11 protein-coding genes, 17 tRNA genes and 2 rRNA genes are annotated in these 17,507 nt (G+C 41.3%); 3 read left to right on the top strand and 27 right to left on the bottom strand.

Features of this window, described 5'->3' with window-relative positions; genetic code table 11:
- The first annotated feature begins 105 nt into the window (after nucleotides 1-105).
- Both thiC and JNUCC25_RS02290 read left to right on the top strand, forming a co-directional pair.
- The gene (gene thiC / locus JNUCC25_RS02295) at nucleotides 106-1,875 is read left to right on the top strand and encodes a phosphomethylpyrimidine synthase ThiC (RefSeq protein ID WP_454222713.1); all 1,770 of its coding nucleotides are present in this window, start codon (nucleotides 106-108) and stop codon (nucleotides 1,873-1,875) included.
- Nucleotides 1,853-2,041 carry a hypothetical protein gene (locus JNUCC25_RS02290; RefSeq protein ID WP_029325275.1) on the top strand — a complete coding sequence of 63 codons (189 nt, stop codon included), beginning with the start codon at nucleotides 1,853-1,855 and terminating at the stop codon, nucleotides 2,039-2,041. The genes thiC and JNUCC25_RS02290 overlap by 23 nt, the downstream gene beginning before the upstream one ends.
- Before the next feature lie 315 nt (nucleotides 2,042-2,356).
- Here the strand turns inward: JNUCC25_RS02290 and JNUCC25_RS02285 are convergent, their stop codons facing one another.
- The 8 genes from JNUCC25_RS02285 to queG all read right to left on the bottom strand — a co-directional run bounded on the left by JNUCC25_RS02285 (nucleotide 2,357) and on the right by queG (nucleotide 11,741).
- Complete coding sequence (locus JNUCC25_RS02285; protein ID WP_223269067.1) at nucleotides 2,357-2,812, bottom strand: VanZ family protein; 456 nt, start codon at nucleotides 2,810-2,812, stop codon at nucleotides 2,357-2,359.
- Nucleotides 2,813-3,072: 260 nt separating this feature from the next.
- A complete protein-coding gene (locus JNUCC25_RS02280) occupies nucleotides 3,073-3,969 on the bottom strand; it encodes a cation diffusion facilitator family transporter (RefSeq protein WP_029325274.1) in 897 nt (298 codons plus the stop codon).
- Nucleotides 3,970-4,113: 144 nt separating this feature from the next.
- Nucleotides 4,114-5,145, bottom strand: a complete 1,032-nt coding sequence (locus JNUCC25_RS02275; protein ID WP_029325273.1) for a DUF3231 family protein — start codon at nucleotides 5,143-5,145, stop codon at nucleotides 4,114-4,116.
- Between the two features lie 104 nt (nucleotides 5,146-5,249).
- A complete protein-coding gene (gene yhbH, locus JNUCC25_RS02270; protein ID WP_013055180.1) occupies nucleotides 5,250-6,428 on the bottom strand; it encodes a sporulation protein YhbH in 1,179 nt (392 codons plus the stop codon).
- 324 nt (nucleotides 6,429-6,752) lie between these two features.
- Nucleotides 6,753-8,648 carry a PrkA family serine protein kinase gene (locus JNUCC25_RS02265; RefSeq protein ID WP_013055179.1) on the bottom strand — a complete coding sequence of 632 codons (1,896 nt, stop codon included), beginning with the start codon at nucleotides 8,646-8,648 and terminating at the stop codon, nucleotides 6,753-6,755.
- Between the two features lie 458 nt (nucleotides 8,649-9,106).
- Nucleotides 9,107-9,580, bottom strand: a complete 474-nt coding sequence (trmL, locus tag JNUCC25_RS02260; RefSeq protein WP_016762878.1) for a tRNA (uridine(34)/cytosine(34)/5-carboxymethylaminomethyluridine(34)-2'-O)-methyltransferase TrmL — start codon at nucleotides 9,578-9,580, stop codon at nucleotides 9,107-9,109.
- 64 nt (nucleotides 9,581-9,644) lie between these two features.
- A complete protein-coding gene (locus tag JNUCC25_RS02255) occupies nucleotides 9,645-10,532 on the bottom strand; it encodes an amidase domain-containing protein (protein WP_013055177.1) in 888 nt (295 codons plus the stop codon).
- A 72-nt stretch (nucleotides 10,533-10,604) separates the two neighbouring features.
- Complete coding sequence (queG, locus tag JNUCC25_RS02250; protein WP_029325271.1) at nucleotides 10,605-11,741, bottom strand: tRNA epoxyqueuosine(34) reductase QueG; 1,137 nt, start codon at nucleotides 11,739-11,741, stop codon at nucleotides 10,605-10,607.
- A gap of 129 nt (nucleotides 11,742-11,870) precedes the next feature.
- Here queG and JNUCC25_RS02245 point away from each other — a divergent pair, with 129 nt between their 5' ends.
- Entirely contained in the window at nucleotides 11,871-12,536 is a 666-nt protein-coding gene (locus JNUCC25_RS02245; RefSeq protein ID WP_029325270.1) for a B3/B4 domain-containing protein, read from the top strand.
- 115 nt (nucleotides 12,537-12,651) lie between these two features.
- Here the strand turns inward: JNUCC25_RS02245 and JNUCC25_RS02240 are convergent.
- From JNUCC25_RS02240 to JNUCC25_RS02150, 19 genes are all read right to left on the bottom strand, one after another.
- Nucleotides 12,652-12,725, bottom strand: a tRNA-Gly gene (locus JNUCC25_RS02240).
- 72 nt (nucleotides 12,726-12,797) lie between these two features.
- Nucleotides 12,798-12,879, bottom strand: a tRNA-Leu gene (locus JNUCC25_RS02235).
- 30 nt (nucleotides 12,880-12,909) lie between these two features.
- Nucleotides 12,910-12,998: transfer RNA gene (locus tag JNUCC25_RS02230), tRNA-Leu, on the bottom strand.
- Nucleotides 12,999-13,012: 14 nt separating this feature from the next.
- Nucleotides 13,013-13,086, bottom strand: a tRNA-Cys gene (locus JNUCC25_RS02225).
- 32 nt (nucleotides 13,087-13,118) lie between these two features.
- Nucleotides 13,119-13,193: transfer RNA gene (locus JNUCC25_RS02220), tRNA-Gly, on the bottom strand.
- Nucleotides 13,194-13,198: 5 nt separating this feature from the next.
- Nucleotides 13,199-13,273: transfer RNA gene (locus tag JNUCC25_RS02215), tRNA-Gln, on the bottom strand.
- 28 nt (nucleotides 13,274-13,301) lie between these two features.
- Nucleotides 13,302-13,377, bottom strand: a tRNA-His gene (locus JNUCC25_RS02210).
- Between the two features lie 30 nt (nucleotides 13,378-13,407).
- Nucleotides 13,408-13,481: transfer RNA gene (locus JNUCC25_RS02205), tRNA-Trp, on the bottom strand.
- A gap of 5 nt (nucleotides 13,482-13,486) precedes the next feature.
- Nucleotides 13,487-13,570: transfer RNA gene (locus tag JNUCC25_RS02200), tRNA-Tyr, on the bottom strand.
- A gap of 10 nt (nucleotides 13,571-13,580) precedes the next feature.
- Nucleotides 13,581-13,656 (bottom strand) — tRNA-Thr (locus JNUCC25_RS02195).
- Nucleotides 13,657-13,681: 25 nt separating this feature from the next.
- Nucleotides 13,682-13,757: transfer RNA gene (locus JNUCC25_RS02190), tRNA-Phe, on the bottom strand.
- A gap of 15 nt (nucleotides 13,758-13,772) precedes the next feature.
- Nucleotides 13,773-13,848 (bottom strand) — tRNA-Asp (locus JNUCC25_RS02185).
- 3 nt (nucleotides 13,849-13,851) lie between these two features.
- Nucleotides 13,852-13,928 (bottom strand) — tRNA-Met (locus JNUCC25_RS02180).
- A gap of 11 nt (nucleotides 13,929-13,939) precedes the next feature.
- Nucleotides 13,940-14,015: transfer RNA gene (locus tag JNUCC25_RS02175), tRNA-Val, on the bottom strand.
- 23 nt (nucleotides 14,016-14,038) lie between these two features.
- Nucleotides 14,039-14,113 (bottom strand) — tRNA-Glu (locus tag JNUCC25_RS02170).
- A gap of 21 nt (nucleotides 14,114-14,134) precedes the next feature.
- A tRNA-Ser gene (locus tag JNUCC25_RS02165) sits at nucleotides 14,135-14,226 on the bottom strand.
- 3 nt (nucleotides 14,227-14,229) lie between these two features.
- Nucleotides 14,230-14,304, bottom strand: a tRNA-Asn gene (locus JNUCC25_RS02160).
- 9 nt (nucleotides 14,305-14,313) lie between these two features.
- A 5S ribosomal RNA gene (gene rrf, locus JNUCC25_RS02155) occupies nucleotides 14,314-14,429 on the bottom strand.
- Nucleotides 14,430-14,538: 109 nt separating this feature from the next.
- Nucleotides 14,539-17,474: ribosomal RNA gene (locus JNUCC25_RS02150) — 23S ribosomal RNA — on the bottom strand.
- Between the last annotated feature and the right edge of the window lie 33 nt (nucleotides 17,475-17,507).

The following is a 17,507-nucleotide window of genomic DNA, read 5'->3' as shown; positions in this document are numbered from 1 at the left end:
GTTTATTCTTTTTTCGCCTATTCCATCGGGTTCTGTCTATCACAGAACCCGATTTTTTTATGGTTCGGTATAGCTACACTTTATGCGAAACCGGAGGAATATGTAATGTCAAAACAAAATGTATCAGTTTCTATGAAAAAGCCTTTTCCAAACAGTCACAAAGTATATGTCCAAGGATCCAGAGAAGACCTTAAAGTGCCTATGCGTGAAATTCATCAGTCTCCTACTACAGGATCTTTTGGTGAAGAAGAAAATAGTCCCGTACGTGTATACGACACGAGCGGTGTTTATACAGATCCCTGTTATGAAATTAATTTACAAAAAGGATTACCGGCTCTGCGCGAAAAGTGGATTGCAGAACGAAATGATGTAGAAACATATCAAGGCCGTACGGTTCAGCCACAGGATAACGGGTATTATGATGGTGATCCAAGAGATCAGTACGAGCGCTTTATCACTAATCGTTTACCGTTGCGCGCGAAAAAAAATCAAAATGTAACGCAAATGCACTATGCGAAAAAAGGAATCATCACACCCGAAATGGAATTTATCGCTATTCGTGAACAGATGGATCCTGAAGTCGTGCGTGAAGAAGTAGCAAGAGGGCGTGCCATTATCCCTAATAATATCAATCACCCTGAGAGCGAACCGATGATTATCGGCCGCAAATTCCACGTGAAAATCAATGCTAATATCGGAAATTCAGCTATTCGTTCAGCTATTGAAGATGAAGTAGAAAAAATGACATGGGCAACGCGTTGGGGAGCCGATACGATTATGGATTTATCAACAGGAAAGGATATCCACACAACGCGCGAATGGATTATCCGCAACTCGCCTGTTCCTGTAGGGACCGTTCCTATTTACCAAGCGCTTGAAAAAGTAAAAGGCGTAGCAGAAGATCTAACGTGGGAAGCATATCGCGATACATTAATTGAACAAGCAGAACAAGGTGTTGATTACTTTACTATTCACGCAGGTGTTCTTTTACGCTATATTCCTCTGACAGCCAAACGTACGACAGGTATTGTTTCACGCGGAGGATCCATCTTGGCGCAGTGGTGTTTAGCTCATCATGAAGAGAACTTTTTATATATTCGCTTTGAAGAAATCTGTGAAATCTGTAAAGCATACGATATTTCTATTTCGCTTGGCGATGGGCTACGTCCTGGTTCCATTGCAGATGCTAATGATGAGGCACAGTTCGGTGAATTAGAAACGCTTGGTGAATTAACTAAAATTGCTTGGAAACACGATGTTCAAGTTATGATTGAAGGCCCTGGACATGTTCCTATGCACCTCATCAAAGAAAACGTAGATAAACAAATGGAAATATGCCAGGAAGCTCCCTTCTATACTCTTGGACCGCTTACAACCGACATCGCTCCAGGCTATGACCATATTACATCAGGTATTGGGGCTGCAATGATTGGCTGGTTTGGGACAGCTATGCTTTGCTACGTAACGCCAAAAGAACATTTAGGACTTCCGAATAAAGAAGACGTTCGAGAAGGCGTTATCACCTATAAAATTGCTGCGCATGCCGCTGACCTAGCAAAAGGCCATCCAGGAGCACAAAAACGCGATAACGCGCTGTCTAAAGCAAGATTTGAGTTTAGATGGAATGATCAATTTAACCTGTCACTAGATCCAGAGCGCGCAAAAGAATATCACGATGAAACACTTCCCGCTGAAGGTGCTAAAACAGCCCATTTCTGTTCAATGTGTGGACCTAAATTCTGTTCGATGCGTATTTCTCAAGATATTCGTAACATGGCTCAAGAAAATGAAAAAGATGTACACGAAGTAAGAAAAGAAGGAATGAAAGAAAAAGCTAAAGAGTTTGTTAACAGTGGTTCAAATATCTATCAATAATGAAGTAGAACAGCTTAAAGAACAAATTAAGCAGCTTGAAAGAAAGTTATTATTTGTTCAGCAAAATTGTCAGCACATTATCGTTGAATCCTCACATTCTTCCGTAAGACGCTGCATTAAGTGTTTCTATCAACAACAAGCAGAGGCTGAGCCAAAAGTATTTTAGTTGAAGAAAAATCCGAACGAGTTGAATTCTTGATTAAGAATCCAGCTCGCTCGGATTTTTTCATTGGTAAGGTGAACGTAGATTTCATGCATGTAGTTATTTCTAGCGGTTGATTGGAAGGCAAGGCGAAGACTCCTGAGGGAAAAGCAGAATAAGTGAGACCTCGCAGGAGCGTAAGCGACGAGGAGACTCACCGCCCGCGGAAAGCGAAGTCTTGTACGGAAATCAACCGCGATGTAACAAGCTATCCATACTAGCTCCTTAATCCCATTTGTTCGTCTTTAGATTGGATTAATTTCGTTACGTCTCTCAATTTCATCTTTTTTTGAAACGTGCTTTCAGCATGTTCTTAATCCAATATAGTATTTTAATAATAACCCAGCCTATAAATGTACCTAACGTATTCAAAAAGATATCATCAATATCAAATACTCGTTCCGTTAGCTTGTACTGTAAAATTTCAATCAGAAAACTGATTAAGAAACCTGTCGTAAACACTTGAATAAAACCGTCAAACCACTTCATAAACAAAGGGATAAACATTCCAAGCGGCGCAAACATCACGATATTCCCCAGTATATTTGTCAGAGTGAGCATTATATTCCCGCTGTCCCACATCAGACGGATCGTGCTAAATAAATCCAAGTTCATTGCTTTTCCGTAAACATGTTCGTTTTCCCGTATGAGAGTAGCATAAATGACCACTGCCGTATACGCAATAAATAGAATGAACATGACTTTTTTAACGATTGACCTGATGCTTACATTCACTTCAACATCACCTTCTTTGACTCCCAAAACCATTTATTATTATCTATATGTACCCGTCTACTGCTTTCATTCGTAGTGAATTCATTTACATGCTTTTTTATCCTATCACATCAATAAATAAATACAATTCCCTTTATACAATTTTATTAAACTTGATTCTTTATAAATAAAAATCCTCATCATTTTATTCTACTCATTTCATTAATTTCTACATCTATAAATAATAAGAAGCAGCGAGATAACACTTCGCTGCTTCTTATTTAATCTGGATAATAAGGATTCAAATGGATTAATACTTCCTGAATATTATCATGCTTTTTCATAAGTGTTGCTTTGATTTCTCGTCCCAGATCATGACCTTCCTTAATTGTTTTAAAGTGATCAATCGAAATACGTATATCAACTAATATGTAATGGCCATGCTCTCTTGCTCGAACTCGATCAATCCGCTTCACATCTTCAAATTCATAAATGCTTTCTTCAAGTTCTTTCAGTAGCTCTTCGTCAATATTGCCTTCCATTAAGATTTGAAAAGACTCTCCCATCATTTGTCTGGCAATGTTAAAAATTAAATAAGCAACAAAGATACTTGCTATTTTATCTCCGTATAACAGCAGTTGAACGTCCATTTTATCACCAATAATCGATAATAAAACACCAATTGCCGCTGCGATAGAAGCAACAATATCTGCTTTATGATCAAATGCAATTGCCTCAATTGCCTTACTGTGGTGCTGCTTCGCTACGTTCAAAGAATAACGGTACAACAATACCTTTGCTATGTATGAAATAACAGCAATCCACATGGCTAAAATATTTGGAGATTCAACCGGATGGAATAAACCAACGACTCCTTCAAATACCACATAAAATGATACAAGCAATAAAATAATTCCTACGATTCCTGAGACAATCACTTCTGCTTTTCCATGTCCATATGGATGGTCATCATCTGCTGGTTTATTTGCTACTCGTATAACCAACAAGACAATAATAGAGGCAAATACGTCCGCTGCAGAGTGAATACCATCAGCAAATACAGCATCACTATTTCCAATCCATCCTACTATTACTTTTCCTAGCGTAAGGGCAATATTGCTCCATACGCTAATCCATGCTACTTTTTTGGCAATGGACTCCCTTATACTGTTGTTCATTTGCACACCTCGACTTACTTCTTGAAAAATCAGCTTTTTTATCTTATCACTGCTCATTCAAGTGGGTCTAGAGCAATCTATTTTCGCTTAGCTATATATGTTTCAGTACCGCAAAATTAATGATAATCTACAACATACTCCTTATTATTTCTCCGCCAACTTCTTACGGTCTGTTGCCATTGGAGGTTCTTCCATCCAACCTTGCTCAATCATAATCCGAATTCCATCTTTTCCATACTTCCCTATACGCCCGATTAGCTGAGAAAATTCTACTGCGACATCCGAACGGAACGACATAGATAAGCCAGCGCCGCAGTTATCAATAGCAATTGTCACCGCTGTGGAAGTATGATACATCATCAGTTTATCTGAAAACGGTGAAATCGTTGAGTTGGTTACATATGCATCAAGCAGACGCGGACTTGGTAGGTCAGCTTCAGACAATAACTCAGTGAATTGCTTGATTTGCTTACTCGCAAGTTTAACTCCATCAAAAAAATAAGAGCGTAATTTTTGTGTGGTAGCTACTTGACTAAATGCCAGCATCAGCGTTTTACCTAATACATTTGTATTAACAATTTCTTGAATAGCCGTGATCTCCAAAGAAGTTAGAGGATGCATTTGAGAGAAAAATGGTGATATAAACGTTTTCTGGTCCACAAAATTCACTTTTACCGGATAAGGAATAACCGGAGGTCTCATCAGCATGCTTTTTCTTAAAATAACGTGGTTAGAATCCTCTAAAAGACTGTCGCTTTCTTTTACACATCGAGACAGGTGATCATAAATATCTTGCCTTCTCACTGCGCTTAGGGCTCTGGCATATTTCTTCATACCTCCAATTGCCATTTCATTTACATAAATAGCCATAAAAATATCATCAAATAAAGCAGGAACTCCTTTGTTCACATCTTGTTCTCCAAAACCTACTGGTATTGGAATTTTTTCTAAACTGAATAATTCCGTCAATTCGTCTACATGAATTTGTGAAATCTGATGGGCTTTTTTTAAGAGCTCCTTAATCTCGGCATCTTTTACAACAGTTAGAAAATACCCAAGAACACATACATACAGCGTATCACCTAAATATTGCGCCCATAAGTAACCTAACTCAGCTGCGTTCAACCGCTGATTTTGTTGATGTTTTTGCATTTCGCTCTTTATATTTTCGTTCATTCACTTATTCTCCTTTTGGATAAAGTCGTACTTTTACTATCTCCAAAGAAGCGCTGAATAAACCGCATAAAAAAGACCTAGATAACAAGTCTAGGCCTTTTAGGTTAAGCATATTTCTGGTCTTCTGTTTCTTTTCTAAAAAAGCTTTTCATCGCGTGAAAAACGTCTGATTTTTGTTTTAAAATAAAGTGTCTAAAACTTTCGTCTTGAATATTTTTGTAAGCAGACATTAAAGTGGAATGTCGATTGTACTGATTCACTTCCCCATATCCAAACATATTTGACACTTTCATTAATTCATTTACTAACTTTACACACCTTGCGTTATCTGAAGTTAAGTTATCGCCATCTGAAAAATGAAACGGGTAAATATTATAGCGGCTCGGATCATACTTTTGGTTAATTAATTCAAGCGCTTTTCGGTAAGCAGATGAACAGATGGTTCCTCCGCTTTCTCCTTTGGAGAAAAAGTCTTCTTCTGATACTACTTTTGCCTCTGTATGATGCGCAATAAATTCAATTTCCACTGTTTCATATTTCGTACGTAAAAAGCGTGTCATCCAAAAGAAAAAGCTTCTTGCCATATACTTTTCCCATATGCCCATCGAACCGCTCGTATCCATCATAGCTAAGACGACTGCTTTCGATTCTGGCTTTATAACTTCATTCCACGTTTTGAATTTTAAATCCTCCGGATAAATAGGATGAAAAGCAGCCTTTCCTGTCATTGCATTTCGCTTATAAGCGCTCATCATCGTTCGTTTTTTATCAATATTCCCCATCAAACCTGTACGTCGTATATCATTAAATTCAATGTGTTCCACAACAATTTGATCAGATTCTTTTCGCTGAAGATTAGGCAGTTCTAATTGAGCAAATAAAGCCTCTTGAAGCTCCATAAGAGACACTTCTGCTTCAAAGTAGTCTTCTCCAGCCTGGTCACCTGCTCCTTGACCTTTCCCTGCTCCTTTTTGACCATCTCCAGCAGATCCATCACGTGCTACTACATCCCCAACTTTACTGTCTCCATCACCTTGACCCACATGTTTGTTTTTATCATAATTGTACCGAATTCGATATTCATCCAATGATTTGATCGGAATTTTAACAACTTCTCTTCCATTGGACATCACGATATTTTCTTCTGTAATTAAATCCGGTAAATTATTTTTAATTGCTTCTTTAATTTTTTCTTGATGTCTTTTTTGATCATCGTGGCCTTTACGATGGAGGGACCAGTCTTCTTTTGAGACAGCAAAACTTTTATCTACTTCTTTTCCCACGCTATTCCCCTCCTTATTAAAAAAACACTTGCACGTTTTTACTCGGCATGCATAAGCTATACCGAAAGTTTCTGACAAATACCTTTAGTTCAAAGGTTGGTTACTCTTATCCTATGCGCAAGAATGGTATACTTGCTAACTAATTCTTTCACTATTAACTATTCATTTTATAGTGTCTAGTGTCATGTATATGTTTATGACTTATCATATGATGGTTAAGTGCAATGCGTACTACACATTAGCCTAATTATGCAGAGTTTATTTTAAGAGATAAGAAAAACATGGCACAGATCGGAAGTGCCATGTTTTCTTGTTAGTACTGAGTTATCGATTTAACAAACTTCCTACATAGCGCAGCAGTTCATTAGCAGATACTGAATTGTATCCATGCTCATCAATCAATCGAGCCACTACTTCATTTACTTTCTTCAGCTGCTGCTCATCTGGTGTTTTAGTGGACGTTGTAATTTTCACTACGTCTTTTAAATCCGCAAACAATTTTTTCTGAATCGCTTCGCGTAAGCGCTCATGGGAATTATAATCAAATCGTTTTCCTTTACGTGCATAAGCCGAAATACGAATTAAGATTTCTTCGCGGAATGCTTTTTTTGCATTTTCTGAAATACCAATTTGTTCTTCAATTGAACGCATTAATTTATCATCTGGATTTAACTCTTCTCCTGTTAGCGGATCACGAAGCTTATTTTTGTTGCAGTATGCTTCGACATTATCTAAATAATTATCCATTAATGTTTTAGCGGACTCTTCATACGAATAAACGAACGCTTTTTGCACTTCTTTTTTAGCAATTTCATCATATTCTTTACGCGCCAGAGAAATATAATTCAGGTAACGCTCTCGATCCTCAGCAGAAATAGACGCATGCTGTGCTAACCCTTCTTTCAATGAACGCAGTACATCTAATGCATTGATTGATTTAATATCTTTTCGAATGATGGTAGATGAAATGCGATTAATGACATAACGAGGATCAATACCACTCATTCCTTCATCCGTATACTCTTTTTGTAACTCTTCTACGTCTGCATCGTTATAGCCTTCTACAGATTGACCGTCGTATAGGCGCATTTTCTTTAATAAATCGATATCGCCTTTTTTAGGCTCTTTTAATCTCGTTAATGTAGTAAAGATAGACGCAATACGTAACGTATGAGGGGCAATATGAACATCTGATACGTCACTTTCACGAATCATTTTGTCATAAATTTTTTCCTCATCACTCACTTTTAAGTTATATGGAACAGGCATTACAATAATTCGTGAATGCAAAGCTTCATTTTTCTTATTGGAAATAAACGAGCGATACTCTGTTTCATTTGTATGCGCTACGATTAATTCATCTGCACTAATTAAAGCAAATCTTCCTGCTTTAAAGTTTCCTTCTTGGGTTAAAGAGAGTAAATGCCATAAAAATTTCTCATCACATTTTAACATCTCCTGGAACTCCATCATTCCCCGGTTTGCTTTATTAAGCTCTCCGTCAAAGCGGTAAGCACGCGGATCTGACTCAGATCCATACTCTGCAATTGTTGAAAAGTCAATGCTTCCTGTTAGGTCGGCAATGTCTTGAGATTTCGGATCAGAAGGACTGAACGTTCCAATTCCAGTTCGTTTGTCCTCTGAGAAGAAAATGCGTTCGATAATGACGTCTTCAATTCTGCCGCCATACTCTTCCTCTAATCGCATTGTATTTAAAGGAGATAAGTTTCCTTCGATTCGGATACCATACTCTTCAAAGAAGTCTTTACGTAAATGATGTGGAATTAAATGCAGCGGATCTTCATGCATTGGGCATCCTTTAATAGCGTAAACAGCTCCTCGATCAGTAAGCGAATAAGCTTCAAGCCCTCTTTTTAACATGGTCACTAGCGTCGATTTACCACCACTTACTGGACCCATTAAAAGTAAAATACGTTTACGAACATCTAAACGCTTTGCAGCGGGATGAAAATATTCTTCCACCAAGCGTTCTAGCGAATCTTCAAGTCCAAACATTTGTCCACTGAAAAATTTATAATGTCTTTTACCATTTACCTCTTCAATTCCTGCATCCTTTATCATGTTGTATACTCTAGAGTGTGCAGGCTGAGCAATTAAAGGCTCATCTTTAATCAGCTTTAGGTACTCTTCAAATGTCCCTTCCCACTTAAGACGATTCTCTTCTTCGCGGTATCTTTCAACTTTCTTTAATATATCCATTAAAGGACCTCCCCTACTAGTTATGGTGCTAGTGAACAAGATTAATACAATCTATGCAGCAAAATGTTTGAACATGCTTTTTAAATTGTAAAATTCAGAAATTTGTCCTTGCTAGGCATTCACAGTGAAGTATTTATTAGCTATAATAAAAGAGTAAGAAGGAACGGTTAAACTTTGTTAGAGAACTTATGTCTCTAGAAGAGTTATTTTGTCATTATTATCATCATGGGATATGGGAAGTCGGTTTTAACTGCAGTAGCTGTATAATCCTTTTAATTACATTGAGGAGGAAAATCAATGCGCTTACTTTTAGTATTAGGAGTAACAATTGCTTTTTTAGCATCCATCTTCAGAGCGGGATACAATGATAAACCGGGCGTTAAAAAATAACCACTACATATCATCGTCGACATAAATAAAAAAGCGAGGTTCAATAAAATTTGAACCTCGCTTTTTACTTAAGATAAACCAGCATAATTTTGTTGACGCAGCGCTTCATAGATTAAAATAGCTGCTGTATTAGATAAATTTAAAGAACGAACATTTTCTGTCATCGGTAAACGAAGACATCTTTCCATGTTCTCTTCAATAATGTGCTTTGGCAGACCCTTTGTTTCTCTTCCAAATACGAAGAAATGATCCTGCTCTAAGTCACTATAATCAAATGTTGTATGTGGCTGCTGACCAAATTTTGTGATGAAGTAGAAACCTGCTTCAGGATACTTTTCGAATACTTCTTCTAATGAATCATGATACACCACATTTACAAATTCCCAGTAATCCAATCCAGCTCGCTTTAACATTTTATCATCTGTTGAAAAGCCTAACGGCCGAACTAAATGCAGCGTCGTATTTGTTGCTGCACATGTTCGCGCAATATTTCCTGTATTTGCTGGAATTTCTGGTTGAAATAACACTACGTGTACTCCCACAAATTTTCACCTCTGCTAACAAATCTATTCATCATTATACCACTAACTTGCTAAAACGAAAGACTTACCGATCAACGATATGGAAAAAATCATACTTAATCTTTGGCGTGTAAGCCGTTGAATCTTCATAGGCCCAATATCTCATTCGACTATTATACGTGTTCGCATTCACAAGAGGCATACCGTGACCGTCTTTTGCTACAACAATCGTCGTATGATTCCATCTTCCATCTCCTTCAAAATCGTAGCAGATAACGTCTCCCGGGACAAGTTCTCTTGCTGAAGATTTCCTCACAGCCCGAAGTCCTGATTTAGAGTTACTTAAATAGCTGTGCATGGAATGAGCAACTGCCCAGCTATAGCTCCAGGCGTTCCCTCTCATCCACCATCCGTTTGCTTTTTTAGGATATCCCCGCATCGGCGCCTTTCCTGCATGCAAACACTGTGAGATATAGTTGGTGCAGTTTACCTCAAACTGCTTATAACTTTCATTAGGTTTATCCCAATATTTTTCTGCATACTGAACAGCCGCAAGACGATCATAATAAGAGGCTCTTTCTTCGTCTTCCTCTACTTCTTCCACATCCATTTCAACCTCATCTTCAAAAAAGTCCTTTACCAGCAGCTCATCTTGAATAAGCGTATCTTTATAAAAAAGAGCTAAACGATCTTCAATTTCTTCTTCTATATAGAAAAAATCGTTTTGTTTTAAAAATGCCTGAATGTGCACCTTATATAATACTCTAGTTTCTTCCTGATCCGTATGAGCAGATTGAATAGAACCTTTCATATTACATTTTAAAACATCAACTTCTCTTTTTTTTATAAGAGACCGCTTTAGCTCACACTGCTGTTCAATGAAAGGCTTGAAGTCTTCATGCAGCTCACCTTTTACATAGCTGTCCGCACGTGCTTTAATTAAAGTATATAATACATTCCTTTTTGTTAGCATAATGTCACCACTTTTCTAAGCGTTTATTATACGCTATGACTCATTAGCTAACTTTATCAATAAAAATACGGTTTAGATCTCTTGAAGCATCTCTATACCTTTTGACATTTCTTCAATTACTTCTTGGTCCTTTTCTTTTTCTCTTAAGTTCATAAGTGTATCTAACGCTTCTTTATCGCCAATTTTGCCTAACGCCCATGCCGCTGTTCCTCGAATGACAGGGCGAACGTCATTTTTAATTAACTCAATTAAATCTGGAACGGCGGTTTGATCTTTAAAATGGGCCAGTGCAATAATGGCATTACGCTGAATTGGCTTTTTCCCTCTCCAAGAACCTGAAACATGTCCAAATTTCTCTTTGAACTCACGATTACTCATCGTTAAGAGCGGTTTTAATTTAGGCTTCGCAAGTTCTGGGTCAGGCTCCATCTCAGGGTGAAAATGAAAGTCTTTTCCTTTATTTTCAGGACACACAGTTTGACATGTATCACAGCCATATAAACGATTGCCTAATTTACTTCGAAATTCTTCAGCCAGAAACCCTTTTGTTTGGGTTAAAAAAGCAATGCATCGCTGCGAATTCAGCTGACCGCCTGTTACAAGCGCACCCGTAGGACACGCATCAACGCACTTATTACAAGTACCACAACCGTCCTCTATCGGTTTATCAGGAGGAAACGGGATATCTGTTATCATTTCTCCTAAATACACGTAGGAACCGAATTCAGGTGTAATAATGGCACAGTTCTTACCGCTCCAGCCAATACCAGCTCTTTCTGCTACAGCTCGGTCCGACAGCTCGCCTGTGTCTACCATCGATTGAAGGATAGCTGCAGGTACTTTTTCTTTTATGAAGGTTTCAAGCTTTTGAAGCCTATCACGTAGAACCGTATGATAATCTTGCCCCCAAGAAGCACGGCAAAAGATTCCTCGGCGATCTTCCTTTGTGCTCTTTGGTGCATCCTTTAATTTAGAAGGATACGCAAGTGCAATTGAAATAATAGATCTAGCTTTTGGAACAACTAATGTGGGATCTACTCTCTTTTCAATATCAGGTTCTTCAAACCCTGAAGCATAACCTAACTCTTGCTGTGCTAACAATCGATTCTTTAACTCATCAAACATAGAAGCACTCGCAAATCCAATCTTATCGATTCCAATCTCTTTGCTGTATGAAATAATTTCTTCCTTCAACTGATACGCATTCATAGTGAGTAATGGCCTCCTTTCTAAGAAATTCTATATATTCATGCATTGAACTGTTTTCTCGCTCAATGAAATGATAGGATGGTATCTATAAACGAACAAATACTAATTATAATAGAAAGGATCAAAAAAATGAACTTTACATTATCGCCCGCTATTAAACAGCTTTGCCCTTCTTTTAAAATGGGAATCATTCAGTATAAAAATATTGAAGTTGGTGATTCTCCTCAAATGCTAAAAGGACGTCTGCGCCTCTTTCAAGAATCCATTTATTTCGACCTTGAGTCAAAAAAAGTAACAGAATTCGAAGGTGTTAGCGAGTGGAGAAAGCTTTTCAAAACATTTGGAACTGATCCAAGTAAATACCGTCCTTCTATAGAAGCTTTAATTAGAAGAATAGGAAAACAAACGTATTTGCCTTCTATCAATTCTGCTGTGGACATTAATAACTTTTTTTCATTGCAATATGAAGTCCCAATTGGAATTTATGATTCCTCTAATTTAGAAGGCCCCATCGAATTTACTATCGGTAAAAAAGAAGAGTCTTATGAAGCTCTAAATGAACGTAATATTTCTTTAGAAAATAAAATCATTTCAAAAGATGCCCTAGGAGCTTTCGGAAGCCCTTATGTCGATTCTAACCGAGCGTACGTAACTGAAAAGACAACACAAGCTGTACAGTTCATTTATTTAAAGCCTTCACTTTCAGAAGAACAGGCTTATAAACTAACTAAATCCCTAAGTGACATGTTCATTCAAATTCACGGCGGCGAAGCAACCTATCAAGTCATTAACTGATGTACGTAAATATAGCGTCTATCTTGAAAAGATAGACGCTATATTTACGTTAAAAATAAAAAACGCAACATCTCAGCTTTGAAAGCGAGACACTGCGTTGTGATAACAATATGTATGGAGCGGGTGATGAGAATCGAACTCACGACATCAGCTTGGAAGGCTGAGGTTTTACCACTAAACTACACCCGCAAATATTATCAAAATTTGTCGACCGATAAGTAAAAATAAAAACAGGAATCATCCTGTCAAATAAAGCTAAAGTACCGATGGTCGGGGTCGAACCGACACTCCCGAAGGAACACGATTTTGAGTCGTGCGCGTCTGCCAATTCCGCCACATCGGCAAAATAAAAAAGGCAAGTTAAAATTATAAATGGTGCCGAGGGCCGGACTTGAACCGGCACGGTAGTCACCTACCGCAGGATTTTAAGTCCTGTGTGTCTGCCAATTCCACCACCCCGGCAGCTTGTAAATAAATGGAGGCGGCAACCGGATTTGAACCGGTGATAAAGGTTTTGCAGACCTCTGCCTTACCACTTGGCTATGCCGCCATTTACTCAAGACTAAATAACTTTATTAAAATTGGAGCGGAAGACGAGGTTCGAACTCGCGACCCCCACCTTGGCAAGGTGGTGTTCTACCACTGAACTACTTCCGCATATATGGCTGGGCTAGCTGGATTCGAACCAACGCATGACGGAATCAAAATCCGTTGCCTTACCGCTTGGCGATAGCCCAATATTGAAATATGCATATCATTTATAAATGGGGCGACTGATGGGAATCGAACCCACGAATGCCGGAACCACAATCCGGTGCGTTAACCACTTCGCCACAATCGCCACGTATATATGCAATGTTATTTTTATAATTGGCAGGGGCAGTAGGAATCGAACCCACACTGACGGTTTTGGAGACCGTAGTTCTACCTTTAAACTATGCCCCTGTAAATGGTGGAGGGGGGCAGATTCGAACTGCCGAACCCGAAGGAGCGGATTTACAGTCCGCCGCGTTTAGCCACTTCGCTACCCCTCCACAATAACTGTGGTGCCGGCAAGAGGACTTGAACCCCCAACCTACTGATTACAAGTCAGTTGCTCTACCAGTTGAGCTACACCGGCATTTTAAAAACAAATGTTTTTAAAATGGTGGCTCGGGACGGAATCGAACCGCCGACACAAGGATTTTCAGTCCTTTGCTCTACCAACTGAGCTACCGAGCCTTATTAAATTTAAAATGGCGGTCCCGACGGGAATCGAACCCGCGATCTCCTGCGTGACAGGCAGGCATGTTAACCGCTACACCACGGGACCACTTGGTTGCGGGGACAGGATTTGAACCTGCGACCTTCGGGTTATGAGCCCGACGAGCTACCGAACTGCTCCACCCCGCGATGATAATATATGGTGGAGGATGACGGGATCGAACCGCCGACCCCCTGCTTGTAAGGCAGGTGCTCTCCCAGCTGAGCTAATCCTCCACTATTATGTAGATAAAAATAAATGGTGACCCGTACGGGATTCGAACCCGTGTTACCGCCGTGAAAGGGCGGTGTCTTAACCGCTTGACCAACGGGCCACTGTGCTAATTAAATAAAAATGGCGGAGAGCAAGGGATTTGAACCCTTGAGACAGCGTTAACCGCCTACACGATTTCCAATCGTGCTCCTTCGGCCACTCGGACAGCTCTCCAAATGGCTCCACAGGTAGGACTCGAACCTACGACCGATCGGTTAACAGCCGATAGCTCTACCACTGAGCTACTGTGGAATAATAACAGCCTGGCAACGTCCTACTCTCACAGGGACAAAGTCCCAACTACCATTGGCGCTAAAGAGCTTAACTTCCGTGTTCGGTATGGGAACGGGTGTGACCTCTTCGCTATCGCCACCAGACATATTATATTATACATGATTTCCAAAAGAAAGCAAGACTTTTTTGAAAAGTTTTGTTCTCTCAAAACTAGGTAACAGTTTGCTGAGTAAAGCTTACGCTTTTAAAAGTTTGGTTAAGTCCTCGATCGATTAGTATCAGTCAGCTACACATGTCGCCACGCTTCCACCTCTGACCTATCAACCTGATCATCTTTCAGGGATCTTACTAGCTTGCGCTATGGGAAATCTCATCTTGAGGGGGGCTTCATGCTTAGATGCTTTCAGCACTTATCCCGTCCACACATAGCTACCCAGCGATGCCTTTGGCAAGACAACTGGTACACCAGCGGTGTGTCCATCCCGGTCCTCTCGTACTAAGGACAGCTCCTCTCAAATTTCCTACGCCCACGACGGATAGGGACCGAACTGTCTCACGACGTTCTGAACCCAGCTCGCGTACCGCTTTAATGGGCGAACAGCCCAACCCTTGGGACCGACTACAGCCCCAGGATGCGATGAGCCGACATCGAGGTGCCAAACCTCCCCGTCGATGTGGACTCTTGGGGGAGATAAGCCTGTTATCCCCGGGGTAGCTTTTATCCGTTGAGCGATGGCCCTTCCATGCGGAACCACCGGATCACTAAGCCCGACTTTCGTCCCTGCTCGACTTGTAGGTCTCGCAGTCAAGCTCCCTTGTGCCTTTACACTCTACGAATGATTTCCAACCATTCTGAGGGAACCTTTGGGCGCCTCCGTTACATTTTAGGAGGCGACCGCCCCAGTCAAACTGCCCACCTGACACTGTCTCCCGGCCCGATCAGGGCCGCGGGTTAGAATTTCAATACAGCCAGGGTAGTATCCCACCGACGCCTCCACCGAAGCTAGCGCTCCGGCTTCTCAGGCTCCTACCTATCCTGTACAAGCTGTACCAAAATTCAATATCAGGCTACAGTAAAGCTCCACGGGGTCTTTCCGTCCTGTCGCGGGTAACCTGCATCTTCACAGGTACTATAATTTCACCGAGTCTCTCGTTGAGACAGTGCCCAGATCGTTACGCCTTTCGTGCGGGTCGGAACTTACCCGACAAGGAATTTCGCTACCTTAGGACCGTTATAGTTACGGCCGCCGTTTACTGGGGCTTCGATTCAGAGCTTCTCCCAAAGGATAACCCCTCCTCTTAACCTTCCAGCACCGGGCAGGCGTCAGCCCCTATACTTCGCCTTGCGGCTTCGCAGAGACCTGTGTTTTTGCTAAACAGTCGCCTGGGCCTATTCACTGCGGCTCTCTCGGGCTATACACCCTACCAGAGCACCCCTTCTCCCGAAGTTACGGGGTCATTTTGCCGAGTTCCTTAACGAGAGTTCTCTCGATCACCTTAGGATTCTCTCCTCGCCTACCTGTGTCGGTTTGCGGTACGGGCACCTCCCGCCTCGCTAGAGGCTTTTCTTGGCAGTGTGGAATCAGGAACTTCGGTACTATAATTCCCTCGTCATCACAGCTCAGCCTTTATGATGAGCGGATTTGCCTACTCATCAGCCTAACTGCTTGAACGCGCATATCCAGCAGCGCGCTTACCCTATCCTACTGCGTCCCCCCATTACTCAAACGGCGGGGAGGTGGTACAGGAATATCAACCTGTTGGCCATCGCCTACGCTTTTCAGCCTCGGCTTAGGTCCCGACTAACCCTGAGCGGACGAGCCTTCCTCAGGAAACCTTAGGCATTCGGTGGACAAGATTCTCACTTGTCTTTCGCTACTCATACCGGCATTCTCACTTCTAAGCGCTCCACCAGTCCTTACGGTCTGACTTCACAGCACTTAGAACGCTCTCCTACCACTGACATCTAAGATGTCAATCCACAGCTTCGGTGATACGTTTAGCCCCGGTACATTTTCGGCGCAGAGTCACTCGACCAGTGAGCTATTACGCACTCTTTAAATGGTGGCTGCTTCTAAGCCAACATCCTGGTTGTCTAAGCAACTCCACATCCTTTTCCACTTAACGTATACTTGGGGACCTTAGCTGGTGGTCTGGGCTGTTTCCCTTTTGACTACGGATCTTATCACTCGCAGTCTGACTCCCATGGATAAGTCTTTGGCATTCGGAGTTTGACTGAATTCGGTAACCCGTTGGGGGCCCCTAGTCCAATCAGTGCTCTACCTCCAAGACTCTCACAACATGAGGCTAGCCCTAAAGCTATTTCGGAGAGAACCAGCTATCTCCAGGTTCGATTGGAATTTCTCCGCTACCCACACCTCATCCCCGCACTTTTCAACGTGCGTGGGTTCGGGCCTCCATTCAGTGTTACCTGAACTTCACCCTGGACATGGGTAGATCACCTGGTTTCGGGTCTACAACCACATACTAAACGCCCTATTCAGACTCGCTTTCGCTACGGCTCCGCCTTATCAGCTTAACCTTGCATGGGATCGTAACTCGCCGGTTCATTCTACAAAAGGCACGCCATCACCCGTTAACGGGCTCTGACTACTTGTAGGCACACGGTTTCAGGATCTCTTTCACTCCCCTTCCGGGGTGCTTTTCACCTTTCCCTCACGGTACTGGTTCACTATCGGTCACTAGGTAGTATTTAGCCTTGGGAGATGGTCCTCCCAGCTTCCGACGGAATTTCACGTGTTCCGCCGTACTCAGGATCCACTCAAGAGGGAACGAAGTTTCAACTACAGGGTTGTTACCTTCTTCGACGGACCTTTCCAGGTCGCTTCATTTACTTCGTTCCTTTGTAACTCCGTATAGAGTGTCCTACAACCCCAAGAGGCAAGCCTCTTGGTTTGGGCTAATTCCGTTTCGCTCGCCGCTACTCAGGAAATCGCATTTGCTTTCTCTTCCTCCGGGTACTTAGATGTTTCAGTTCCCCGGGTCTGCCTTCAATATCCTATGTATTCAGATAAAGATACTGTTCCATTACGAACAGTGGGTTTCCCCATTCGGAAATCTCCGGATCAAAGCTCACTTACAGCTCCCCGAAGCATATCGGTGTTAGTCCCGTCCTTCATCGGCTCCTAGTGCCAAGGCATTCACCGTGCGCCCTTTCTAACTTAACCATTAGCGAATAAATGGTACAACATAATGTTGTG

The organism is Priestia sp. JNUCC 25, from assembly GCF_053667915.1.
Note: the sequence above shows the minus strand (reverse complement) of the source record. Positions and strands in the feature narration are given on the sequence as shown.

Bases quoted from the DNA above. Each gene is read 5' to 3' on its own strand.
- thiC (WP_454222713.1), top strand. From the start codon at position 106: ATGTCAAAACAAAATGTATCAGTTTCTATGAAAAAGCCTTTTCCAAAC.
- JNUCC25_RS02280 (WP_029325274.1), bottom strand. From the start codon at position 3,969: ATGAACAACAGTATAAGGGAGTCCATTGCCAAAAAAGTAGCATGGATT.
- JNUCC25_RS02275 (WP_029325273.1), bottom strand. From the start codon at position 5,145: ATGAACGAAAATATAAAGAGCGAAATGCAAAAACATCAACAAAATCAG.
- JNUCC25_RS02265 (WP_013055179.1), bottom strand. From the start codon at position 8,648: ATGGATATATTAAAGAAAGTTGAAAGATACCGCGAAGAAGAGAATCGT.
- JNUCC25_RS02255 (WP_013055177.1), bottom strand. From the start codon at position 10,532: ATGCTAACAAAAAGGAATGTATTATATACTTTAATTAAAGCACGTGCG.
- queG (WP_029325271.1), bottom strand. From the start codon at position 11,741: ATGAATGCGTATCAGTTGAAGGAAGAAATTATTTCATACAGCAAAGAG.
- JNUCC25_RS02245 (WP_029325270.1), top strand. From the start codon at position 11,871: ATGAACTTTACATTATCGCCCGCTATTAAACAGCTTTGCCCTTCTTTT.